Here is a 23,433-nt window from a genome sequence, read left to right as displayed (position 1 = left end):
TGTGGTGCACCACCTCGTAGTGGCCGTCCAGCTGCGGGTACTCCCGGCCGAGGGTGTTCAGGCAGTGCGGGCAGGTGGTGACGATCTTGCGGGTGCCCGGCTCGCGGCCCTCGAACACCGCGTTGAGCACCTCGACGTTCTGCTGCGCCAGCATCTGGAACAGGAACTCGTTGCCCGAGCGCCGCGCCGGGTCACCGGTGCAGGTCTCCTCCGGGCCCATCACCACGTACTTGACGCCCGCCCGGTGCAGCAGCTCGGCGGTGGCCTGCACGGTGCGCTTCTGGCCGTCGTCGAACGCGCCGGCGCAGCCGATCCAGAACAGGTACTCCACCTCGGCGGCCAGCTCGCCGTCGAACACCTGCACCTCGAAGTCCAGCTTCTTGGTCCAGTCCAGGCGGTCGCGGGCGTTCTGGCCCCACGGGTTGCCCTTGTTCTCCAGGTTCTTGAACATCCCGTTCAGCTCGCTGGGGAAGCTCGACTCGATCATCACCTGGTAGCGCCGCATGTCGACGATGTGGTCGACGTGCTCGATGTCCACCGGGCACTGTTCGACGCACGCCCCGCAGGTGGTGCAGGACCACAGCACGTCCGGGTCGATGACACCCAGCTCGTCGGGACCGCCGATCAGCGGCCGCTCGGCCTCCGCCAGCGCCAGCACGTCGATCCCCGAATGGCCCGCCCGTCGCCCACCACCACTCTCACCGGAGGCGGCAGGCGCCATTGTCTCTTCACTCAGACCGATCTCATCGCCTGCCATGTCCTTCTTGCCACCGGCCAGCAGATAAGGCGCCTTCGCGTAGGCGTGGTCGCGCAGCTGGGTGATGACCAGCTTCGGCGACAGCGGCTTGCCGGTGTTCCACGCGGGGCACTGCGACTGGCAGCGCCCGCATTCGGTGCAGGTGGTGAAGTCCAGCCAGCCCTTCCAGCTGAAGTCCTCGATCCGGCCGGCGCCGAAGACGTCCTTCTCCGGGTCGGCCTCCTCGAAGTCGAGCGGCTTGCCCGCGCTCATCATCGGCTTCAGCGCGCCCAGCGCGACACCACCGTCGGCCTCGCGCTTGAAGTAGATGTTGAAGAAGGCGCTGAACCGGTGCCAGGCCACGCCCATGGTCAGCTTCCGGCTCACCACGCACAGCCAGACCATCCCGGAGAGCAGCTTGACCAGGGCGGTGATGGTCACCGCGGCGGTGCCGGCGGGCAGCAGCTCCGCGAGCGGCTTGGTGACGAAGCTGCTCCACAGCGCCGGGTCCTCGATCCCGCTGGAGATCTTGAACGCCTTCACACCCAGGATGCCGAGGCCTTCGATGATCACGACGGCCTCGACGAAGTAGGCCTGGCGGAAGTTCGAGCCCGCGAACCTGGACAGGCGGTCGGCGCGGCGCGGGTGGTTGCGCTGCCGGATGATCGCCAGCGCCACGCCACCGGCCACGGTGCCGAGGCCGAGCAGTTCGGTGAGCAGCAGCCACGGCTCCCATGCGCCGATGATCGGCCAGTGGAAGTGGGGGTCGAAGGTCTCGCCGTAGGCCTCGAACCAGGCGAGCGAGCCGATCAGGAAGCCCCACATCACCAGCCAGTGCCATGGGCCGACGTGCCGGAACTTGTTCATCCGGGTGTGCGCGGCGAACTCCTTGACCAGCGTGGCCAGGCGAGACCGGAACGGGCCGTTGCGCGTGGCGTCCGGCTGGCCGAGCCGGATGATGCGCACCATGCGCCAGACACCCGCGGCGAACATGACCCAGGCGACGATGCTGGCGGCGACGCCGACCACCCCAAGCGTGATCTGCAGAGCACCCATGATCCGGGGACCTTTCGTGGTGTTCCGTGGCGGTTCGACGGAGCCGCCCAACCGTTCTTACCGATGAGTAGCCCATGGGCGGCCGAAAAGTCCCACCGATGTGGCGTACAACTCTCTTTGTTATGGGACGATCGTTCAGGTACTTTGACGGGATGCCTTACCTGCTCCTGGCGATCGCCATCGCCGCCGAGGTGAGCGCGACGATTTCGCTGAAGCTGTCCGACGGCTTCTCGAAGCTCGTTCCGTCGATCGTGGTGATCGCCGGCTACGTGCTGTCCTTCGTGATGCTCTCCGCCGTGCTCAAGATGGGTTTACCGGTCGGCGTGGTCTACGCGGTGTGGGCCGCGATCGGCGTCGCGGCGGTCGCGCTGATCGGCATGCTGTTCCTGAACGAGCCGGTCAACCCGCTCGTGCTCGGCGGGCTGGTGCTCGTGATCGCCGGGGTCACACTGATCGAACTGGGGGCCGCCAAATGAAGGCGCAGCGAGACGGGCGCAAGATGCGCGGCGACAGGCGGCGCCAGGAGATCATCGAGGCGACGCTGCGGGTGATCGAACGAGACGGGGTCGCCGGAGTCACGCATCGCACCGTCGCGGCGGAAGCCGGCGTGCCGACGACATCGACGACGTATCACTTCGCCAGCCTGAACGACCTGTTGATCGCGACGCTGATCTCGTGCGCCAAGGACATGGCGACCGAGGTGTACTGGATGATCGACCGGGCGCGCTCACGCGGCAGCCGGGGCGCGAACGAAGTGGCCGGCCTGCTCGCCGAAGCGCTGGGCCCCCGCCGCGGCCGGACCATGGCCGAGTACGAGCTGTACCTGCTGGCCGCCCGGCGCCCGGAACTGCGGCCGGCCGCGCGGCGCTGGCTGGACGTGCTGACCTCGATGGTCCGGCCGGACGACCTGGTGGCGCTGCGGGCGTTCCTGGCCGGGATAGACGGCCTCATGATCCAGGGGTTGATCGACGACGAGCCGCCGAGTGCCGAGGAACTGCGGCCCGTTGTCGACCATCTGCTCCAGCCCCGCTGATCAGCCCTTGTTCTCGTAGATCCCGGTGAGCAGCGCGCGGCCGACGGCGGTGCCCAGCAGGTTGAAGCCGAGGAACGCGGGCGTGGCGGTCTCGGGGACCTCCAGTTCGGGCACGTTCACGGCGTGCACCGCGAAGATGTAGCGGTGCGGGCCGTGGCCGGCAGGCGGGGCGGAGCCGACGTAGCGCTTGAGACCACCGTCGTTCGCCAGCGTGATCGCGCCCTCGGGCAGCCCCGAGCCGCTCTCGTCACCGGCGCCGGAGGGTAGTTCGGTCACCGAAGCAGGGATGTTGAACACGGCCCAGTGCCAGAAGCCGCTCCCGGTCGGCGCGTCCGGGTCGTAGCAGGTGACGGCGAAGCTGCGCGTTTCGGCCGGGAAACCCTCCCAGGCCAGATGCGGCGAACGGTCCTCACCGCCGGGAACCCCGAACAGCCCGCTCAGGTGCGGGGCGGCCAGCGTCTCACCCTCGGCGAAATCGTTGCTGCGCAGGGTAAATCCGGGCAAAGCGGGCAAAAAGTCGTACGGGTTGGGTGGCTGAGGCATCGATCCTCCTCGTCAGGGGCCTGGGGGCTTGTCCGAGGCGGGGGCCTGGGACAAGCCCCCAGACGACACAGAATCCGATCGGTCCCGAGCCTAACCAGTGGCTGGCGACCATCCGGCAGGGCGCCCTCGCACCAGGGATAACCCCGGGAAGAACCCGGGCTGTCCCTGATGTCCGCCCACCTGTGCACTGCTTAGCGTTTCCGGTACGGAAAACCTGACCGGGGAGGCAGCAATGGGCAGACCTGTGCTGGCGATCGGCGGCATAGCCCTGATCGGCACCGGGATCGCCATCGGACTCGGCTGGGGATGGCCGTCGACGGCGGAAGCGAACACGCGGATCACCCAGCAGATCCACACCGTGCGGTTCGACGTGGACTCCTCGGACGTGACGGTCCGGACCGAAGACGTCAGCGCGACCGTCGTCCGCCAGCGGCTCAGCTACCACCTGCGGTCCCGGCCCGACGACGCCTTCCAGGTCGACGGTGACCAGCTCGTGCTGACGGAGTGCGGGCACAACTGCAGCGCCCAGTTCGAGGTGGTGGTGCCGCGCGGTACCGCGGTGACGGGTGCGGTGACCTCCGGCAAGATCGAGCTCGAGGCGCCCGGAACGGTGGACGTGCGGGCGACCTCGGGCGAAATCGACATCACGCTCGAAGCACCTCAGGACGTGCGCGCCACCGCGACCAGTGGCGAGATCAACCTGACCGTGCCGAACGACCGTTACCGCGTGGCCGGCGATACGGGCAGTGGCGACCGCCGGATCGACGTGGCCACCGATCCCGCCGCCCCACATCTGCTCGACCTGAACAGCACGAGCGGGGACGTCACCGTTCGCCCGAGTTGAGAGGGCGGCCCCGGGAACAAGGCGCCGGAGGCCGTCGTTACTCTTGGCAGAAAGGTTGAGCGAGCCGGGCTCAAGTCTGGTTTGACTCGATCGGGAAGCCCGGGATAGAACTTGAGTGAGTCCCGCTCAAGGCGGGCATGAGAAAGCAAGCTCAGGAGGGAACACACTATGGCGCGAGCGGTCGGCATCGACCTCGGTACGACCAACTCGGTCGTCGCCGTCCTGGAGGGCGGCGAGCCGACGGTCATCGCCAACTCGGAAGGCTCCCGTACCACCCCGTCGATCGTCGCCTTCGCCAAGAACGGCGAAGTGCTGACCGGGCAGCCGGCGAAGAACCAGGCCGTGACCAACGTCGACCGGACGATCCGGTCGGTCAAGCGGCACATGGGTACGAACTGGAACCAGGAGATCGACGGCAAGTCCTACACACCGCAGGAGATCAGCGCGCGCGTGCTGATGAAGCTGAAGCGGGACGCCGAGTCCTACCTCGGTGAGGAGATCACCGACGCGGTCATCACCGTGCCCGCCTACTTCGAGGACGCGCAGCGGCAGGCCACCAAGGAGGCCGGGCAGATCGCCGGCCTGAACGTGCTCCGGATCGTCAACGAGCCCACCGCGGCGGCGCTGGCCTACGGCCTGGACAAGGGCGAGAAGGAACAGACCATCCTCGTCTTCGACCTCGGTGGCGGTACCTTCGACGTCTCGCTGCTGGAGATCGGCGACGGCGTGGTCGAGGTCCGCGCGACCAGTGGTGACAACCACCTCGGTGGTGACGACTGGGACCAGCGCGTCGTCGACTGGCTGGTGGACAAGTTCAAGGCATCCCACGGCATCGACCTGACCAAGGACCGGATGGCGCTGCAGCGCATCAAGGAGGCCGCGGAGAAGGCCAAGATCGAGCTGTCCAGCTCTTCCAGCGCGAACATCAACCTGCCCTACATCACGGTCGACGCGGACAAGAACCCACTGTTCCTCGACGAGACCCTGTCGCGGGCGGAGTTCCAGCGGATCACCTCCGACCTGCTGGACCGCACCAAGGCGCCGTTCAACAACGTCATCCGCGACGCCAGCATCTCCGTCAGCCAGATCGACCACGTGGTGCTGGTGGGTGGCTCCACCCGGATGCCCGCGGTGTCCGACCTGGTCAAGGAGCTGACCGGCGGCAAGGAGCCGAACAAGGGCGTGAACCCGGACGAGGTCGTCGCGGTCGGCGCGGCGCTGCAGGCCGGTGTGCTCAAGGGTGAGGTCAAGGACGTCCTGCTGCTCGACGTGACCCCGCTGTCACTGGGCATCGAGACCAAGGGCGGCGTGTTCACCAAGCTCATCGAGCGCAACACGACCATCCCGACCAAGCGCAGCGAGATCTTCTCCACCGCGGACGACAACCAGCCGTCGGTGCAGATCCAGGTGTTCCAGGGTGAGCGTGAGATCGCGGCGCACAACAAGAAGCTCGGCATGTTCGAGCTGACCGGCCTCCCGCCGGCCCCGCGCGGCGTCCCGCAGATCGAGGTCACCTTCGACATCGACGCCAACGGCATCGTGCACGTGACCGCGAAGGACCTGGGCACCAACAAGGAACAGTCGATGACCATCACCGGTGGCTCCGCGCTGCCGAAGGAGGACATCGACCGCATGGTCAAGGACGCCGAGTCGCACGCCGAGGAGGACCGCAAGCGGCGCGAGGAGGCGGAGACCCGCAACCAGGCCGAGACGCTGGTCTACCAGACCGAGAAGTTCGTCAAGGACAACGAAGACAAGCTGCCCGAGGAACTCAAGGGCAAGGTCAAGACCGCGATCGACGAGGCCAACGAGGCGCTCAAGGGCACCGACACGGCCAAGATCAAGGAAGCGATCGAGAAGCTGAACTCGGCCTCGCAGGAGCTGGGCACCGCGCTGTACGCCAACGCCCAGCAAGCCGCGGGTGGTGACGGTGCCGGTGCCTCCGCCGGGGCGAGCGGTGCCGACGGTTCCCAGGCCAAGGCCGACGACGTGGTGGACGCCGAAATCGTCGACGAGGACGAGAAGAAGTGACTGGAAAGCACCATCAGCAGACCGAAGAGCGCGAGTTCGAAGAGCCGGTCGTGGTGCGGGATCGCCGCAAGATCGACCCGGACACCGGCCAGGTCCGCGAGCAGGCTCCCGAGGAGAACGGGGCGCCCGGCCCCGCCCTCGATGAGTCCATTGTGGACGAATCCGTCACGGTGGCGTCGGACGTGGAGAAGGAGCTCGCCGAGCGCACCGCGGACCTGCAGCGGCTGCAGGCGGAGTACGCCAACTACCGCAAGCGGGTCGAGCGGGACCGGGAGGCCGTGGTCGTCACGGCCAAGGCCTCGGTGGTCGGCGAGCTGCTGCCCCTGCTCGACGACCTGGAGCGGGCCGAGCAGCACGGGGACCTCACCGGCGCGTTCAAGGCCGTCGCCGACAAGCTCGTGGCCGGGCTGCAGCGGGCCGGTCTCGAACCGTTCGGCGCCGAGGGCGAGACCTTCGACCCGAGCGTGCACGAGGCCGTGCAGCACAGCACCTCTCCGGAGGTCTCCGGCCCGACGGTGACCACGGTGCTGCGGCGCGGCTACCGGTTCGGCGACCGGGTCCTGCGCGCGGCGCTGGTCGGCGTGACCGACCACGAGCCCGCGCCCGCGCCCGCCGAGCCTGCGGTCGACGCGCCGGTCGAAGGTGAACTGCCGATCGACAGCAATGAGAACGCGGGCTAAGAGTGAGAAGAGGAAGGAGGAGACGTCCGGATGAGTGCACGGGAGTGGATCGGTAAGGACTTCTACCGTGAACTGGGCGTCTCCTCCGACGCCTCCGCGGACGAGATCAAGAAGGCCTACCGCAAACTGGCCAGGGAGAACCACCCGGACGCCAATCCGGGGAACAGCTCGGCCGAGCAGAAGTTCAAGGCCGTGTCGGAGGCCTACGGGGTGCTCTCCGACCCGGTCAAGCGCAAGGAGTACGACGAGGCACGCCGGCTGTTCGGCAGCGGCGGCGCGGGCGGCTTCGGCTTCCCCGGCGCCGGTGGCACCGGCGGCTTCGACATGAGCGACATCTTCAGCCAGACGGCGGGTGGCGCATCTGGTGGCTTGGGCGGTCTCGGCGACATCTTGGGCGGTCTGTTCGGCCGCCGGGGCTCGACGGCCTCGGGCGCGAGCCGGCCCCAGCGCGGCGCCGACGTGGAGACCGACGTCCGGATCGACTTCGCCGAGGCGGTCAAGGGCGCGACCCTGCCGTTGCGGCTGTCCAGCCCGGCCACCTGTGGCACCTGCCACGGCAACGGCGCCAAGCCCGGCACCCAGCCGCGGGTCTGCCCGATCTGCGGCGGCTCCGGCCTGGTCAACCGCAGCCAGGGAGCGTTCGCGTTCTCCGAGCCGTGCCGGGACTGCCGGGGGCGCGGGAAGATCATCGACGACCCGTGCCCGGAGTGCAACGGAGAGGGCATCAGCACCCGGACCAGGACGCTCACCGTCCGCGTGCCGCCGGGCGTCGACGACAACCAGCGCATCCGGCTGGCCGGCCAGGGTGAGCCCGGGCGCGGCGGTGCGGCCGCGGGCGACCTGTACGTGCGGGTGCACGTCACCCCGCACCCGGTCTTCGGCCGCTCGGGCAACGACCTGACGATCACCGTGCCGGTGAGCTTCACCGAGCTCGCGCTCGGCGCCACGATCACCGTGCCGACGCTGGACGCCAAGATCACGCTCCGGGTGCCGCCGGGGACCGCGAGCGGCCGGGTGCTACGGGCGCGCGGCAAGGGCATCCGCAAGCGTGACGGCTCGCAGGGCGATCTGCTGGTCACTTTGCAGGTGGCCGTTCCGGCGAAGCTGGACACCGCCGAGCAGAAGGCGTTGGAGGCGTTCGCCGAAGCGGCGGCGAAGCACGATCCGAGGCCCGAGATCACCAGGTTGCTCCGGCAGTCGGGCAAGTAGAACAGGGAGCGGTGATGGCGTTTGGCGTCCCCCACGGGGCCGATGAGGACACCCCGGTCTTCGTGATTTCGGTGGCGGCCCAGCTGTCCGGACTGCACGCCCAGACGTTGCGGTCCTACGACCGGCTGGGCCTGGTTTCGCCCGGTCGTACCGCGGGCGGCGGGCGGCGCTACTCGATGCGGGACATCGCGCTGCTCCGTGAGGTGCAGCGGCTGTCCCAGGAGGACGGGGTGAACCTGGCCGGGATCAAGCGGATCATCGAGCTGGAGAACCAGGTCGAGGCGCTACGGTCCCGGCTCGCCGAGCTCACCGAGGAACTGGCGGCCGCCTATGCCGCCGCGGAGCAGGCCGCGGCGGCCGTACACGCCTCCTACCGCAAGGACCTCGTCCCGGTCCGGGAGCAAACCGCGCTCGTGGTGTGGAGGCCCGGCAAGCGCTAGCCCCGTTCTCCGCACATGGACACGTTCCGGCTGGTCAGCGGGCTGCACCAAGATGATCTCCTGGGTATCACCGGAGGTCGGCGGCTCAGGTGCGGATACCCGGCTAGCCCAAACATCCCCTCTCCGCGTCCGGACCGCCCGGTCTGCCTTCGCGCGCGGCCAACCGCCGATATTCGCGCCTCGGCCACCCCAGAACCACCGTTATTCAGCGCCCTCCTGAGCGCAGGTGTTCTGAAAAGAAGGCGAAGACCCGGCGCCAGGAGTCCTCGGCGGACTCGCGGTGGTAGTTGAGGTGAGCGATCTTGGCCAGCACGTTCAGCGGCCCGAGGTGGAACTGGTTGGCGAAGGCGTGCCCGACCGCCGGGTACTCCTTCACGTCGTGCGGGACGCCGCGCTTGGTCAGCTCGGTCTCGAGCTTGGCGGCGGCGCCCTTGAGCGGCCGGTCCAACTTGCCGAAACTCGCGACGATCGGGCACGCACCGTCTAAAATGGACAAATCTTTGGGGAGCTGGCCGTAGTAGGGCGCGGCCGCGTCGAACCCGCGCGTGGCACCGACCAGCGCGAAGCCCCCACCCATGCAGAACCCGACCACGCCGATCTTGCCGGTGCAGTCCGGCCGTTCGGCCAGCGCCGTCCGGGCGGCCTCGATGTCCTGGAACGTCTGGCCCTCCGCCGTGGCCAGATCCCGGAACACGGTCTTGATGCAGCGGAAGAACCCGCCACGTGCGTAGAGGTTCGGGGTGAACGCGAGATATCCCGCGGTCGCGATCCGGTCAGTGATGTTGCGCGTGCCCTCGCCGACTCCGACGATGTCGTGGATCACGACCACGCCGGGCCACGGAGGATCACCGGCGACTTCTCGTTGGGGGACGGCCAGATAACCGTCGATGGAACCGTTCGCCACGGGGATCTCCATGACGAAAGGTTACTGCGTGATTCCCCTCACGGCGTGGAGTCAGTCGATGGTGAACGGGTCGTACTTGACCTGGTCCAGCGCGGTGCCGGCGACCAGCATCCGAGAAACGGTCGCGCGGATCATCGCCGGGGAGCCGGAGACCAGCACGTCGTGGCCGGGCCACGCGCCGTGGCGGGTGACCACGTCGGCGAGCGTGCCCTGCTCGAAACCGGACAGGCCGTTGCCGCGTTCGACCACCGGGTGCACGGTCAGCCACGGGTTGCACGAGGCCATCATCCGCAGCCCGTCCAGGGCATAGAGGTCTTCGCGGGTGCGGCCGCCGTAGAACAGGTGCACCTTCGGGTTCTCGCCCCATTGCGCCAGCTCGTCGAGCAGGGACTGCAAGGGCGCGAGACCGGTGCCGCCGGCGATCATGAGCACGCCACGGCCGTTCTCACGGTCCACGGTCAACCGGCCCAGCGGCGGGCCGAACCGCCACACGTCACCGGCCTGAGTGTGGCTCACGATCGCCCTGGACACCCAGCCGCCGTCCACCGCGCGGACATGGAACTCGAGCGAGCCGTCCTCGCGAGGTGCGTTGGCCGGCGACAGGTACCGCCACAGCCGGGGCCGCTGCGGGACTTCGACGCTGAGGTACTGCCCGGCCCGGAACGGGATCGGCCGCTCGGGCTCGAGCCGGACCATCGCCAGATCCCAGCTGACCCGGCGATGCTCGGCGACCGCCGCCGACCAGTTCGGCGGGTTGTCGTCGGCCGCGGCGGCCTCCTGCATCTGCCGCGCGATGATCGTGAACGCCTCCGCCCAGGCCCGCTCGACGTCCGGGGTCCAGTCGCGCCCCAACTGGGTCCTCATCGCGGCGAGCAGCGCGGTCCCGATCGCCTCGTAGTGCTTGGGCTCAACGCCGAACTTGCGGTGGTCGCGACCAAGATGGCGCAGGTAGGGCAGCAGGTCGTCGGGCTGGTCGACCATCTGCACGACCTGGACGAGCGCGCGCACCATCCGGTTGCGCTGGACGTCCATGTTGATCGGAAAGAAGTCACGGGTCGCCGGCGCCAGGGTGAACAGCATTCCGTAGAAGAACTGGGTGACTTCGGGCAGGTAGGACTCCGCCTTCACCCAGGAACCCCGAATCAGCCGCACCATCGCCGTGACGGCGGGCGGCGCCTCCCGGTGAACCGACCGGGGAAGGGGGCTGACGGGATCGGCGGTCATGTTTTCCGAACTGGTGCTGGGTGCTTGCTCATGCTCGAAGTTGATTATTCATGAAGGGGCAAGAGTGCGGCACCGAAGCGGAGGCCCAAGCCGGGCTAGCAGTCACTGAGTGAAGGGATCACAAATAATCCACCCCGATCGGTCATTTAATTACCCGGACGTTGCTATCTACTCCGTCGCAGAGTAGCCGCCGGAAGCCCAATTGCCGCCACAGTTGCTCCGTCCGAGTGGTGCGCAAACCTTTACCACCGGGTGCGCGACCTCACTTATAGGCGACCTATGCAACCATGAAAGATATGTTGTATGGCACAACTAATTTGGCGGTAGAAATGGGGCCCAGCGACGAGGCCGGCCTGGAGCTCATGCAGCAGCTGCGCACGTCGGGCCAGTTGCAGAACGCGTGGATCAACCAGCTTTGGCAGAAGGAGCGCGCACTGCCGCACCCCGCGGCCGCGCCGCTGTTGGTCGACCTCGCGAAACACGGCGAAAGCCGCCTGTCGGAACTGGCCAGGCGGCGGATGGTCGACGACTCCGTGATCAGCAGGCAGATCGCGGAGCTGACCGCCGCCGGACTGGTTGACCGGCGGCCGGCACCCGAGGACGGCCGGGCCGCCCTCCTGAGCGTGTCCGAACAGGGTTACGTCGAGCTCGAACGGATGCGCCAGGCGAACGCCGAGTTCATCCGCAGCGCGCTGAGCAACTGGGACGAGGACGAGGTCACCGTCCTGACCGCCAGGCTCGCCTCGATGAACGACGCCCTCCGCAACCTGCTGGACACGCACGACGCGACCCTCTGCGAACGGCCCATGCCGTCCCACCGAAGCCCTTCCGAGGCCTGCCGGGTGTGAGCTGGGCAATTTAGGGATGCCTACCCTATGTTTCTGGCTCCTGCTGTGCTTAAAGTAAGGCTAACCAAGGCAGACCCGGGGTTGGCAAGAGGAGTTTGACGTGTGGGCCGACGCTGTCCCTAACCTACTCATCGGTCTGCGAGAGGGATTGGAAGCCGGCCTCGTCGTCAGCATCCTCCTCGCCGCGCTTCGACGGACCGGCGCCAAGTTCTCGTCGGCGCCCATCTGGCTGGGCGTGCTGGCCGCGGCCGTGCTGTCGATCAGCTTCGGCGCCGTCCTGACCTTCTCGCGCTCCGAGTTGTCCTCCAGCGCGCAGGAAATCTTCGGCGGCACGCTCAGCCTGATCGCGGTCTGCCTGGTCACCGCGATGGTGTTCTGGATGCGCCGGACCGCGCGCGGCCTCTCCGGCGAACTGTCGGCGAAAGTCAGCGGCGCCGTGCAGATCGGTGCCGCCGCACTCGCGCTGACCGCGTTCCTCGCCGTCGGCCGGGAGGGCCTGGAGACCGCGCTGTTCCTCTGGACCACCGTGCAGGCTGCCGGCGAGTCCACCGCACCACTGATCGGCGCCGCCGTGGGAATCGCGGTCGCGGCCCTGCTGTGCTGGCTGCTCTACCGCAGCGCGATCAAGCTCAACCTGAGCAAGTTCTTCACGCGCACCGCGGTGTTCCTCGTCGTCATCGCGGCCGGCGTACTCGCCTACGGCCTCGGCGACCTGCAGGAAGCCGGGGTGCTGCCGGGTCACACCTGGCTCGCCTTCGACCTGACCTCGGCCGTTTCGCCGGACGCCTGGTGGGTGATCATCATCCGCGGCGTCACGAACCTCACGCCCAGCATGACGTGGCTGCAGGTGATCGCCTACGTGGCGTACCTCGCCGTCGTCCTGATCGCGTTCTTCCGCAAGCCGGCGGCGAAGCCCGCGCGGGAGGAACGCCCCGCCGAGGAGCCCTCGCCGCCACGCGTCCGCAAGCGGTGGGTCACCGTGGCCGCCGCGATCGCCGTGCCACTGCTCGCCGCCGGGGTGTTCGCGCTGGTCGTCCCGTCGTCCGAGGCCGGCTCGCGACAGCTCACCATCACCGCGTCGGCCTGCGCACCCGACTTCGCCGCACTCAAGGCAGGGCAACAGCAGTTCACCATCGTCAACAAGTCGGGTCGCTCCGGGGAGATCTACCTGGTCCGGCCCACCGACGGTGGGGTCATCGGCGAGATCGAGGGCATCGGCCCGGGCACCCAGCGCACGCTACCGGTGGACCTGCCCGCCGGTGAGTACGCCTGGCGGTGCCAGATGTCGGGAGTGCCGGAGCAGATGTCGGCCACGGTCGCGGCCAGCGGCACCGGCGGCACCGCACCCGCCGCCGTGCTGCCGGTGTCCGGCCAGGACCTCGACGGGCCGGTGCGGCAGTACCAGGACTACGTGACGCCGCAACTGTCCACTTTGTCCACTCAGGTGGACGCGCTGCGCGGCGCGCTTTCCGGCGGTGACCTCGCGGCCGCCAAGGCCGACTGGCTGCGGGCCCAGCTCACCTGGGAGCGGGTCGGCGCGGCCTACGGCCGGTTCGGTGACCTGACCAACGCCATCGACGGCCGCCCGAACGGTCTTCCGGACGGCGTCGACGACAAGGACTTCACGGGCCTGCGGCGGCTCGAATACGGGCTGTGGCACGGGCAGGACACCGCCGCCCTCACCCCGATCGCCGACAAGCTGACCGAGGACGTGGCCGCGCTGCGACAGCAGTTGCCGACGCTCACCGCCGATCCCGCCGACCTGCCGCTCCGCGCGCACGAGATCCTCGAGGACGCCCTGCGCGACAAGCTGACCGGTGCTTCGGACCTGGGCGCGGGTTCCGGCTACCAGGAGACGCTGGCCGACGTCGACGGCACCCGGGTCGTGCTGGACGAACTCGCCCCGCTGATCGACGCCAGGAAGCCCCAGCTCGTGGCCACGATCAAGACCCAGCTGGACACGCTCGAGCAGGCCCTCAAGGCCACCACATCCGGCCCGATGACCGCGCCCCAGGCCGAGCGTCAACGGGTGAACGCGGCAATCGGACAGGTGCTGGAGACCCTGTCGGTCATCCCCACTCTGCTGGAAATCAGGCAGGGCTGACGCCCCCCCCGGGCTGGAAATCAGGCAGGGCTTACGCCCCCAAGGTATGAGGAAGTTCCCATGACACTGAGCAGGCGCAGGTTCCTGCAGGGCACGGGCGCGGGTGTGGCGGGCAGCGCGCTCGCGGGCGGGCTGATCGCCGCCGGTGCCCGCGCGGACGAGCAGTCGGCCACCGGTACCCAGCAGACCGTCGCGGAGGTCGTGGAGTTCCACGGCGCGAACCAGGCCGGGATCTTCACCCCGCAGCAGCGGGCCGCGGCCTTCGCCGCGTTCGACGTGACCGCCGCCGACCGGTCCGCGCTGACCGATCTGTTCCGCACGCTGACCGAGCGGGCGCGCTTCCTCACCGCGGGCGGCGCGCCGGTGGACCTCGGTGTCGGCTCACCGCCGTCGGACAGTGCCGTACTCGGCCCGGTCGTGCCCGCAGACGGGCTGACCGCGACGCTGTCCGTGGGCGCCTCGCTGTTCGACGACCGGTATGGGCTCGCGCCGCGCAAACCGGCGAAGCTCGGGCCGATGAAGACGTTCCCGGACGACTCGCTCGACCCGAAGTGGTGCCACGGCGACCTGATGCTGCAGCTGTGCGCGAACAACCAGGACACCGTGCAGCACGCGCTGCGGGACATCGCCAAGCACACCCGCGGCGCGATGCAGCTGCGGTACCGGATGAACGGGTTCGTCTCGCCTCCGCGGCCGTCCGGCACACCGCGGAACCTGATGGGCTTCAAGGACGGCATCTCGAACCCGGTCGAGGCCGACAACCTGGTGTGGGTGCCGGCGGGTGCCGGCGAGCCGGACTGGGCCGCCGGAGGTTCGTACCAGGTGGTCCGGTTCATCCGGATGCTGGTCGAGTTCTGGGACCGGGTGTCGATCACCGAGCAGGAGAAGATGTTCGGTCGCAAGCGCGACAGCGGAGCACCGCTGGACGGCGCCGCCGAACTCGACACTCCGAACTTCGGGGCCGACCCCGAGGGCAGGATCATCCCGGTGGACTCCCACATCCGCCTGGCCAACCCTCGGACCACGGACAGCGCGTCCAGCCGCCTGCTGCGCCGTGGTTACAACTACGACCTCGGCGTGGACCTCAACGGCAACCTCGACGTCGGCCTGATCTTCTGCTGCTACCAGCAGGACCTCGAGCGGCAGTTCGAGGCCGTGCAGCACCGGTTGGCCGGCGAGCCGCTGACCGACTACATCCAGCCCTACGGCGGCGGCTACTTCTTCGCCCTACCCGGCGTCCGCGACCCGCAGGACCACTTCGCCCGCTCCCTCCTGACCTGACCCCACCCCCGCGAGTCCCACACCCACCGCGCCCGAGTCCCACACCACCGCACGCCGATTCGACCGCCAAGTGCGGCCGGCTGGCCATGCGACAAGATTTTGCCGTTCGGCCCGAAGCCGCGCGCGATTCCGCTGGAAGCGCCGCGGGCGACGAACAAGTCGAACTTGAGCGGAACACACTCAAGTTTCCTGACGTTGTAGTTGTCGACGGCCGATGGGGAGGCTGTCAGGTAGCGGGACTCGAAACAGGAGTGTGGGATGGACGCTTTCAACCCGACGACGAAGACCCAGCAGGCGATCTCGTCGGCGGCGCAGGCGGCGACCGTGGCGGGCAACCCGAGCATCGCTTCGGCGCATCTGCTGGGCGCGCTGCTGGCGCAGAGTGACGGCATCGCGGGTCCGCTGCTGACCGCGGTCGGCGCCGATCCTGGGCAGGTGCACAAGGAACTGGAGCCGTTGATCAACGCGCTCCCCTCGGCGACCGGCGCCACCGTGTCCACCCCCCAGTTCGACACCCACGCCGTCAAGTCGCTGAGCCACGCCCAGAAGCTCGCGACGGAGATGGGCGACGAATACGTCTCCACCGAGCATCTTCTGGTCGGGCTCGCCGCCGAGGGCGGAAACGTGGCCGATCTGCTCAAACGCCACGGCGCCACCGCGGAAGCGCTTCGCGAGGCGTTCGTCAAGGTGCGTGGCTCCGCCCGCATCACCAGCCCGGATCCCGAGGGCACCTTCAAGGCGCTTGAGAAGTACGGCGTCGACCTGACCGACCGTGCGCGCAAGGGCGAGCTGGACCCGGTGATCGGACGTGACGCCGAAATCCGCCGGGTGGTGCAGGTGCTGTCGCGCCGCACCAAGAACAACCCGGTCCTGATCGGCGAGCCCGGCGTCGGCAAGACGGCCATCGTCGAAGGGCTGGCACAGCGCATCGTCGCCGGTGACGTGCCGGAATCGTTGCGCGGCAAGCGGGTCGTGGCGCTCGACCTCGGCTCGATGGTGGCGGGCGCGAAGTACCGCGGTGAGTTCGAGGAGCGGCTCAAGGCCGTGCTCAAGGAGATCACCGAGTCCGCGGGACAGGTCATCACCTTCATCGACGAGCTGCACACCATCGTCGGCGCCGGGGCGACCGGCGAGGGTGCGATGGACGCCGGCAACATGATCAAGCCCATGCTGGCCCGCGGTGAACTACGAATGGTCGGCGCGACGACGCTGGACGAGTACCGCCAGCACATCGAGAAGGACGCCGCGCTGGAGCGCCGGTTCCAGCAGGTGCTGGTCGGCGAGCCGTCGGTGGAGGACACCGTCGGCATCCTGCGCGGGCTCAAGGAACGGTACGAAGTCCACCACGGTGTCCGGATCACCGATGCCGCGCTGGTGGCCGCCGCGACCCTGTCCGACCGCTACATCACCGCACGATTCCTGCCGGACAAGGCGATCGACCTGGTCGACGAGGCCGCGTCCCGGCTGCGCATGGAGATCGACTCGAGGCCCGTCGAAATCGACGAGGTGGAGCGAGCCGTGCGGCGGCTGGAGATCGAAGAGATGGCGTTGGCCAAGGAGGAGGACGCCGTCTCGCTGGAACGGCTGGCCGCGCTGCGCGCCGAACTGGCCGAGAAGCGTGAGGAGCTGTCGGCGCTGACCACGCGTTGGCAGAACGAGAAGGGCTCGATCGAAAAGGTCCGTGACCTCAAGGAGCAGTTGGAGCAGCTGCGCGGTGAGGCCGACCGGGCCGAGCGCGACGCCGACCTCGGCAGGGCCGCCGAGCTGCGCTACGGCAAGATCCCCGCGCTGGAGAAGGAACTCGAAGCCGCTCAGCAGAGCACGGAGACCCGCGCGGACGTCATGCTGAAGGAAGAGGTCGGCGCCGACGACGTGGCCGACGTGGTGAGCGCGTGGACCGGGATTCCCGCCGGCCGGCTGCTGGAGGGCGAGACCGGCAAGCTGCTGCGGATGGAAGAGGAGCTCGGCAGGCGGGTGGTCGGCCAGGCCGAGGCCGTGACCGCGGTGTCGGACGCGGTGCGCCGCAGCAGGGCCGGGGTCGCCGACCCGGACCGGCCCACCGGCTCGTTCCTGTTCCTCGGCCCGACCGGCGTCGGCAAGACCGAGCTGGCCAAGGCGCTCGCGGAGTTCCTGTTCGACGACGAGCGGGCGATGACCCGGATCGACATGAGCGAGTACTCGGAGAAGCACTCGGTGGCCCGGCTCGTCGGTGCTCCGCCCGGGTACGTCGGCTACGACCAGGGCGGCCAGCTGACCGAGGCGGTGCGGCGGCGCCCGTACTCGGTGGTGCTGCTGGACGAGGTGGAGAAGGCCCACCCGGACGTGTTCGACGTGCTGCTGCAGGTGCTCGACGACGGCAGGCTGACAGACGGCCAGGGCCGCACGGTCGACTTCCGCAACACCATCCTGGTGCTCACCTCGAACCTCGGTTCGCAGGCCATCGCGGACGCCTCGCTCGACGAGCGGCAGCGGCGGGACGCGGTGCTGTCGGTGGTGCAGCAGAGCTTCAAGCCGGAGTTCCTGAACCGCCTGGACGACATCGTCGTGTTCCACTCGCTGGGCACCGAGCAACTGACGTCCATCGTGGACATCCAGGTGGCCAGGCTGGCCCAACGGCTGCAACAGCGCAGGCTGACCCTGGAGGTGACCGACGGTGCGCGTGAGTGGCTCGCGCTCAACGGGTTCGACCCGATCTACGGTGCCCGCCCGCTACGGCGGCTCGTTCAGTCGGCGATCGGCGACCACCTCGCGCGCGGGCTGCTGGCCGGCGAGATCCGGGACGGCGACACCGTGCGGGTCGACGTCCCCGAGTTCGAAACGGGCGACACGCTGACGATCACCCGGGTATAGGAAAACCGGGAAGGGGCTCGACGTGACGTTTGGTGCGGTATCGGCCGAACGTCACGTCGGGCGGTAGCCACAGCACTCGAACGGGTGGGGGCGACACGGGCCGCTGATCTTGGTCCGGCAGGCCGGGGCGATACCCTGGTCTTCGTGGGTATTCCAGCGTGGGTCTGGTTTGTCGTCGCCGCCGTCGCACTGGTGGCAGGGTTGGTGCTGCTCGCCGCCGACCGGACCAGAGAAGGCTCCCGCAACCGCGAGCGGATGCGCTGGGCGGACCTGCGCGGCTGGCGGTTCGCCGAGGAGGACGACCGGCTGGCCAAGCAGTGGACCGCGGGCGCGATCGGGTACTTCGGCGCGCAGACGGCGGTCAACGTCGTCGCCGGGTCGACCTTCACCTCCGACGGCCGCCGCCCGGTGTTCGTGTTCGACATCGAGGCCGACGGGCAGATCCCGGCGGTGGTGGTCGCCGTGCGCTGCAACCGGGTCCAGCCGGTGCTGGTCGAACTGTGGCTGGCGAGCGTGCCGTTCCAGCGTGCCGGCATGCCCGAGTTGCTCGGCCCGGTCGGCCAGCGCTACGCCTTCGCCAACGACCCGGAAGGCGCCCGGAAGGTGATCACACAGGAGCTGGTGGACGCCGCGGACGCGCTCGGCGGGGACGTCGGTGTGGCCTGGCTGGAGAACGAGTGGGTGCTGGGCAGCGCCGCCCCGCAGGCGGGCCCGTCCCGGCTGGAAAGGCTGCTCCGCGATCTCGGTGAGATCGCCGACATCGTGGATCCCTTCGTCGGCCAGGAGGAGGAACCGGCCGACGCCCCCGAGGAGCAGCGCGAGGACCAGGAAGAGGGGAAGCCGGCGCAATGACCACCGCGCTGATCACCGGCGCCAGTGCGGGTCTCGGCGCCGCTTTCGCGCGCAGGCTGGCGACCGAGGGCTACAACCTCGTCCTCGTGGCTCGCGACAAGCCTCGACTGGAGGCGCTGGGCGCCGAACTCGCGCACCGGGAGCACATCACCGCCACGATCCTGCCTGCCGACCTCGCCAATCCGGAGGAGCGTGCGGTCGTGGAAGCACGTCTCGCCGATGCCCCGGTGGATCTGCTGGTGAACAACGCGGGCCTGGGCCTGTCCGGCGAGTTCTGGACCGTGCCTATGGAGGAGTTGCAGCGCCAGCTCGACGTGAACGTCACCGCCGTGCTGCGGCTGACCCGGGCGGCCCTGCCGGGCATGATCGAAAACGGGCACGGCGACGTGATCAACGTGTCCAGTGTCGCCGGGTTCTTCTCCGGCCGCGGCTCGACGTACACCGCGAGCAAGAACTGGGTCACCTCGTTCACGGAAGGGATCGCCGCCGCGCTGCCACCCGGCGTGCGGATGATGGCGCTCTGCCCCGGTTTCACGCACACCGAGTTCCACGAGCGCGCCGGGCTGCCCAAGCCGGGCCCCAGGATGTTCTGGCTCAACCCCGACCGGGTGGTCGCCGACGCGCTCACGGATCTACGCCGTGGCAAGGTCATTTCGATTCCGAGCCCGTTGTACAAGACCGTGGTGACGATCGGCGGTTTGCTGCCACGCAGGCTGCTGCGCCGCATCAGCGGTGCGGTCGCGGGGCGTGGCCACACCTGACCCCACCGGGGTAGGGTCGCGCCGCTGGGCGCGAATCCGTCGGTGCTGTGTGTAAGACTCTGGCCGTGTCGAAACCGGGGTTGGATCAAGCAGCGAAACTCGAACTGGCCAGGCTCGTCTCCGAGCTCTCGGTGGTGCACGGCAAGGTGACCTTGTCCTCGGGCAGCGAAGCCGACTACTACATCGACCTGCGCCGGGCCACCCTGCATCACGCGGCCGCACCGTTGATCGGCAAGCTGCTCCGCCAGCTCACCTCCGACTGGAGCTATGTCGCCGTGGGCGGCCTCACCCTGGGCGCCGACCCGGTCGCCACCGCGATGCTGCACTCCGCCGCGGGGGACGGCGTGGTCCTCGACGCGTTCGTGGTGCGCAAGAGCGCCAAGCAGCACGGCCTGCAACGCCGGATCGAGGGCATGGAGGTGGCCGGGCAACGCGTGCTCGCCGTGGAAGACACCTCGACCACCGGGGGCAGCGTGCTCACCGCGGTGGAGGCGCTGCACGAGGCGGGCGCGACGGTCGTCGGCGTGGCCACGGTGGTCGACCGCGACACCGGCGCGCGGGAGGCGATCCAGAAGGAGGGCCTGGAGTACCGGTACCTGCTCGACCTGGATGACCTCGGCCTGTCCCGGCAGTGATCAAGAACACTTCGCGGAACGGGTCCTCTTATCGTCTCCTTGTCTTTTTGTCGCTGGTTCTCAGGAAAGGAGGGGTACCTTCGGTTGTGAAGGCGCTGTGAAAGGGGGCGGTGCTGGTGTCGATCGCGAGATTGCTCGCGGATGTCACCGTTGGGGTGCACGTTCTCGCCTTGCTGTACATCGGATTGGGCGGGTTCCTCGCGTGGCGCTGGCCCAGGAGCATTTTCGTCCACGTCTTCTTCGCGCTCTGGGGAATTCTGGTCAACGTCTTCCCGATCCCCTGCCCGCTGACCGCGCTCGAGGACTACTTCCGTAGCCTGCAGGGCCTTGGACCGCTGCCGGGCGGGTTCAACGCGTACTACCTCTACGGCACGGTGTTCCCACGCTCGATGCTGCCGGTGGTCGGGGTGACCGCGCTGCTCATCGTGATCTTCTCGTATGTGGGCACCTACCACCGCTGGCGGCACCGCGAGAGCGCACCGGCCCACTGGGCCCGCCAGGCCTGAGCGAGAATTCCCTGGTGTTGTCCGAACAGGCACCAGGGCCGACGGAATGGACCAGCGCCGGTGAGGTCGGGGTCGGCCCGTGGGCCGGTGAATGGCCCGGGGACGAACGCTACGACCCCGAACTGCTGGCCGGTGGCGACCGCCGGAACGTCGTCGACGCCTACCGGTACTGGCGTCGTGACGCCATCGTCGCCGACGTCGACAAGCGGCGGCATCCGTTCCACGTGGCCATCGAGAACTTCCAGCACGACCACAACATCGGCACCGTCGTCCGCACCGCGAACGCGTTCGCGGCCGCGGCCGTGCACATCGTCGGTCGCCGCCGCTGGAACCGGCGAGGCGCCATGGTCACCGACCGCTACCAGCACGTGGAGCACCACCCCGACGTCGCCTCCCTCGCGGAGTTCGCGGCCGCGCACGACCTCGTGATCGTGGCCGTGGACAACACGCCCGGAGCGCGGCCGGTGGAAATGACGGCGCTGCCCCGGGAGTGCGTGCTGCTGTTCGGCCAGGAAGGCCCCGGCCTGTCCGCGGACGCTCAGGCCGCGGCGTCGCTCGTCGTCTCCATCGCGCAGTTCGGCACGACCCGCTCGATCAACGCCGGCGTGGCCGCCGGCATCGTGATGCACAGCTGGATCCGCCAGCACGCCGACCTTGCCCAGGCGTGGTAGGACAGGCGTGGCAGGAAGTGCCGAAGGCCCGTGTCCGCAAGTAGTCAGACGGCGGAGACCTGCACCGGGAGACCGTTCAGCACCGCCGTGCCGGAGAGGGCATCGAGCGCGGTCTCGTCCGCGACCAGATTGGCGTTCACGCCCGCGTGCGCCGCGGCGACCCGCGTCCGGATGCCCGCCAGCCCGTGTCCCCAACCGTGCGGAATGCTCACCACACCGGGGCGGATCTCGTCGGTCACCTCGACCGGCACCTCGATCTTCCCGGCCTTCGAAGTCACCGCGGCGAGCCCGCCGTGAGGCCGAGCCGTCGGGCGTCGTCGGGATGGACCTGGACGGTGCACCGGTTCCGCCCGCGCACCAGCGGTTCCACGTTGTGCATCCACGAGTTGTTCGAACTCGGGTGCCGCCTGCCGATGAGCACCATGCCATCGACGGGACGGGTGAGTTCGGCGGCCAGCCGGGGCACGTCCACGGCGATCGGCTCCGGCGCGAGTTCGATCTTTCCGCTCGCCGTGTTCAGGATCTCCGGGATCCGGGGCTGGAGCGGGCCGAGGTCGACCCCGTGCGGGGCCGCCTCCAGATCCGCGAGTGTGAGGTCGTACGGACCGGCTCGCAACATCAGGTCGAGCAGGCGCTCCGGACCGGGCCGCCCCTCGGCCACCGCGGGATCCAGGCCCGCGCGCCGCGCGATCTGCCCGGCGACGACGTCGTCCAGCGCGGCGATGTCCGGGTTCGGCCCCTGGCCGGTGACGATGTTGGTCAGTCGCAGCATCGTCTCCCACTCCTGGGGCAGGTCGGTGGGCAACGCCGCCGGGGTCCAGTTGGCCACGTCGCGCACCGCGAGCTGGTACGGCATGACGTCGTAGTGAGGCCGTTCCAACGGGCTCGGGCCAGGCAGGATCACGTCGGCATGCCTGGTGGTTTCGTTGAGGTAGACGTCCAGCGAGACGACGAAGTCCAACTGTGCCAGGGCCTCCGCGAGCCGTCCCGAGTTCGGAGTGCTCAGGCACGGGTTGCCGCCGACGGTGACGAGGGCACGCACGCCGCCGGGGGTGAGGATCTCGTCGGCGAGCGTGGCGACCGGCAGCTCGCTGAACACCTCGGGGAGTCCCCGCACCCGGCTCCGCCATCGGCCGCTGGTGAACGGTTTGCGCTTGCCACCCGAGCTGTTGGCCTGACCGGCCGCGGCGAGCGGGAACATCGCGCCGCCGGGGCGGTCGAAATTGCCGGTGAGCACGTTGAGCAGGTCGACCAGCCAGCTGTACATCAGGGTTTCCCAAACCTGCTAGCCTGGCGGGGTTTTCCGTTTTTCTGGGCTGGGACAGGTACCCTCCGGCCTTTCAGTCCTTGGCCTTTCGCCGCTTCCGCCGCGGCAACGGCGGCCTTTCCTCAACAGTTCGAGAGATCGGTTCGAACGCCTGGAAATACCGGACACCGAAGATTCGGCCGGCCACCGCCGTTTTCCCAGCTGGGGGTCGAGTCGGGTCACGACCTTCTCCTTATCCTCACCCCACCACGCTTCCGCATGGTCGTTCCTGCTTCTTTCAGAAGGCGGTTCGTGAAGCCGTACGACCGCCCTATACTGTTAGCCAGAGCCCGTACACTCGTGCCCTTCTCATACCTCTTCCGGAGATCAGCCCCTAGAAGCTTTCGGGTCGATCCGATTATTCGAGCGCGCGACCCGATGTCTGCGAAATACCGCAATGATGTCCTCCTTACTCAATTGGCAGAAGTGGGAAGTGCCCCGGTTGCCGGATGGAGCGGGGAGGAATCCGAAACAACCGGGGCACACGGACCGGCTAGACGGACCTACGTGCTTTCTACGTCCGACCGGTCCGGGCTTTTTGACGACGGCCGGGTTTTCCGCTCTCCCGCTGCCCGAAGTTCCGCCGCTTCAATCTTCGCCTGAGCAGCGATACACCCCTCACACAGTTGGCCCCTGGGGTGTTCCAACAGCTCACAGTCGGCAACCGGAAGCGGCGTACGGCACAGCGCCTTCAGGACGTCGCCGTACCTCACACCAGCCGCAACCCACACCAGATGAGCGCCACGATCACGGTTGCCGACAACGCCGGCCTTGAAGCGAACGAGGATGTACACGCCGTCGCCCGGTCCGACACCACCCAACCTCTCATGCTCGGCAGGACGCTCCGTGTCGGACAACGCGTCACCCCTTTGGCGTCATGGTGACCACTCCGGCCTCGGGACCGGAGGAGGGAGGCAAA

Annotated in this window: 21 protein-coding genes and 1 pseudogene; 16 read left to right on the top strand and 6 right to left on the bottom strand. The window is 68.7% G+C overall.

Going from position 1 to position 23,433, the window contains the following annotated elements; all coding sequences use genetic code 11:
• The coding region (locus VJT49_RS11015) for a (Fe-S)-binding protein (protein WP_324164650.1) at window positions 1–1,792 on the bottom strand (1,792 nt) is incomplete at its 3' end.
• 152 nt (window positions 1,793–1,944) lie between these two features.
• Between VJT49_RS11015 and VJT49_RS11010 the strand changes: the two genes are divergently transcribed.
• Window positions 1,945–2,268, top strand: coding sequence for a multidrug efflux SMR transporter (locus tag VJT49_RS11010; protein ID WP_324164649.1), 324 nt, complete (start codon window positions 1,945–1,947; stop codon window positions 2,266–2,268).
• Window positions 2,265–2,825: a TetR/AcrR family transcriptional regulator gene (locus tag VJT49_RS11005; RefSeq protein WP_324164648.1), complete on the top strand. Its 561-nt coding sequence runs from the start codon at window positions 2,265–2,267 to the stop codon at window positions 2,823–2,825. Before VJT49_RS11010 ends, VJT49_RS11005 begins: the two co-directional genes overlap by 4 nt.
• Here VJT49_RS11005 and VJT49_RS11000 read toward each other — a convergent pair whose 3' ends face one another.
• Entirely contained in the window at window positions 2,826–3,368 is a 543-nt protein-coding gene (locus VJT49_RS11000) for a YbhB/YbcL family Raf kinase inhibitor-like protein (RefSeq protein WP_324164647.1), read from the bottom strand.
• A gap of 232 nt (window positions 3,369–3,600) precedes the next feature.
• On the opposite strand from VJT49_RS11000, the gene VJT49_RS10995 reads away from it, so the two are divergent.
• The 5 genes from VJT49_RS10995 to VJT49_RS10975 all read left to right on the top strand — a co-directional run bounded on the left by VJT49_RS10995 (window position 3,601) and on the right by VJT49_RS10975 (window position 8,572).
• Window positions 3,601–4,212, top strand: coding sequence for a DUF4097 family beta strand repeat-containing protein (locus tag VJT49_RS10995; RefSeq protein ID WP_324164646.1), 612 nt, complete (start codon window positions 3,601–3,603; stop codon window positions 4,210–4,212).
• A gap of 168 nt (window positions 4,213–4,380) precedes the next feature.
• The gene (gene dnaK, locus VJT49_RS10990; protein WP_324164645.1) at window positions 4,381–6,243 is read left to right on the top strand and encodes a molecular chaperone DnaK; all 1,863 of its coding nucleotides are present in this window, start codon (window positions 4,381–4,383) and stop codon (window positions 6,241–6,243) included.
• Window positions 6,240–6,923 carry a nucleotide exchange factor GrpE gene (gene grpE, locus VJT49_RS10985; protein WP_324164644.1) on the top strand — a complete coding sequence of 228 codons (684 nt, stop codon included), beginning with the start codon at window positions 6,240–6,242 and terminating at the stop codon, window positions 6,921–6,923. Before dnaK ends, grpE begins: the two co-directional genes overlap by 4 nt.
• Before the next feature lie 30 nt (window positions 6,924–6,953).
• Window positions 6,954–8,132: a molecular chaperone DnaJ gene (gene dnaJ, locus VJT49_RS10980; protein WP_324164643.1), complete on the top strand. Its 1,179-nt coding sequence runs from the start codon at window positions 6,954–6,956 to the stop codon at window positions 8,130–8,132.
• Window positions 8,133–8,146: 14 nt separating this feature from the next.
• A complete protein-coding gene (locus VJT49_RS10975; protein WP_324164642.1) occupies window positions 8,147–8,572 on the top strand; it encodes a heat shock protein transcriptional repressor HspR in 426 nt (141 codons plus the stop codon).
• A 205-nt stretch (window positions 8,573–8,777) separates the two neighbouring features.
• On the opposite strand, the gene VJT49_RS10970 is transcribed toward VJT49_RS10975, so the two are convergent.
• Both VJT49_RS10970 and VJT49_RS10965 read right to left on the bottom strand, forming a co-directional pair.
• The gene (locus tag VJT49_RS10970; protein ID WP_324164641.1) at window positions 8,778–9,488 is read right to left on the bottom strand and encodes a dienelactone hydrolase family protein; all 711 of its coding nucleotides are present in this window, start codon (window positions 9,486–9,488) and stop codon (window positions 8,778–8,780) included.
• Between the two features lie 39 nt (window positions 9,489–9,527).
• Window positions 9,528–10,700, bottom strand: a complete 1,173-nt coding sequence (locus VJT49_RS10965) for a globin domain-containing protein (protein WP_324164640.1) — start codon at window positions 10,698–10,700, stop codon at window positions 9,528–9,530.
• A 329-nt stretch (window positions 10,701–11,029) separates the two neighbouring features.
• On the opposite strand from VJT49_RS10965, the gene VJT49_RS10960 reads away from it, so the two are divergent.
• From VJT49_RS10960 to VJT49_RS10920, 9 genes are all read left to right on the top strand, one after another.
• Window positions 11,030–11,548 (top strand): MarR family winged helix-turn-helix transcriptional regulator, encoded by a 519-nt coding sequence (locus VJT49_RS10960; RefSeq protein WP_324164639.1) that lies wholly within the window; start codon window positions 11,030–11,032, stop codon window positions 11,546–11,548.
• Window positions 11,549–11,648: 100 nt separating this feature from the next.
• A complete protein-coding gene (gene efeU, locus VJT49_RS10955; protein WP_324164638.1) occupies window positions 11,649–13,652 on the top strand; it encodes an iron uptake transporter permease EfeU in 2,004 nt (667 codons plus the stop codon).
• Window positions 13,653–13,712: 60 nt separating this feature from the next.
• Entirely contained in the window at window positions 13,713–14,933 is a 1,221-nt protein-coding gene (efeB, locus tag VJT49_RS10950; protein ID WP_324164637.1) for an iron uptake transporter deferrochelatase/peroxidase subunit, read from the top strand.
• A gap of 258 nt (window positions 14,934–15,191) precedes the next feature.
• Entirely contained in the window at window positions 15,192–17,783 is a 2,592-nt protein-coding gene (gene clpB, locus VJT49_RS10945; protein WP_324164636.1) for an ATP-dependent chaperone ClpB, read from the top strand.
• Between the two features lie 144 nt (window positions 17,784–17,927).
• Window positions 17,928–18,635, top strand: coding sequence for a hypothetical protein (locus VJT49_RS10940; protein ID WP_324164635.1), 708 nt, complete (start codon window positions 17,928–17,930; stop codon window positions 18,633–18,635).
• A complete protein-coding gene (locus VJT49_RS10935; protein WP_324164634.1) occupies window positions 18,632–19,396 on the top strand; it encodes an SDR family oxidoreductase in 765 nt (254 codons plus the stop codon). Before VJT49_RS10940 ends, VJT49_RS10935 begins: the two co-directional genes overlap by 4 nt.
• Window positions 19,397–19,461: 65 nt before the next feature.
• Window positions 19,462–20,031 (top strand): orotate phosphoribosyltransferase, encoded by a 570-nt coding sequence (gene pyrE, locus VJT49_RS10930; protein WP_324164633.1) that lies wholly within the window; start codon window positions 19,462–19,464, stop codon window positions 20,029–20,031.
• 122 nt (window positions 20,032–20,153) lie between these two features.
• Window positions 20,154–20,537, top strand: coding sequence for a DUF2784 domain-containing protein (locus tag VJT49_RS10925; protein ID WP_324164657.1), 384 nt, complete (start codon window positions 20,154–20,156; stop codon window positions 20,535–20,537).
• A 17-nt stretch (window positions 20,538–20,554) separates the two neighbouring features.
• A complete protein-coding gene (locus VJT49_RS10920) occupies window positions 20,555–21,208 on the top strand; it encodes a TrmH family RNA methyltransferase (protein ID WP_324164656.1) in 654 nt (217 codons plus the stop codon).
• A gap of 44 nt (window positions 21,209–21,252) precedes the next feature.
• Here the strand turns inward: VJT49_RS10920 and VJT49_RS10915 are convergent.
• Window positions 21,253–22,469, bottom strand: a pseudogene (locus tag VJT49_RS10915) (molybdopterin dinucleotide binding domain-containing protein); the annotation flags it as partial.
• Between the two features lie 224 nt (window positions 22,470–22,693).
• Window positions 22,694–22,912, bottom strand: a complete 219-nt coding sequence (locus VJT49_RS10910; RefSeq protein ID WP_324164632.1) for a helix-turn-helix domain-containing protein — start codon at window positions 22,910–22,912, stop codon at window positions 22,694–22,696.
• Window positions 22,913–23,433 lie beyond the last annotated feature (521 nt).

It is taken from the genome of Amycolatopsis sp., assembly GCF_035276945.1.
Lineage (GTDB): Bacteria > Actinomycetota > Actinomycetes > Mycobacteriales > Pseudonocardiaceae > Amycolatopsis_E.
Note: the sequence above shows the minus strand (reverse complement) of the source record. Positions and strands in the feature narration are given on the sequence as shown.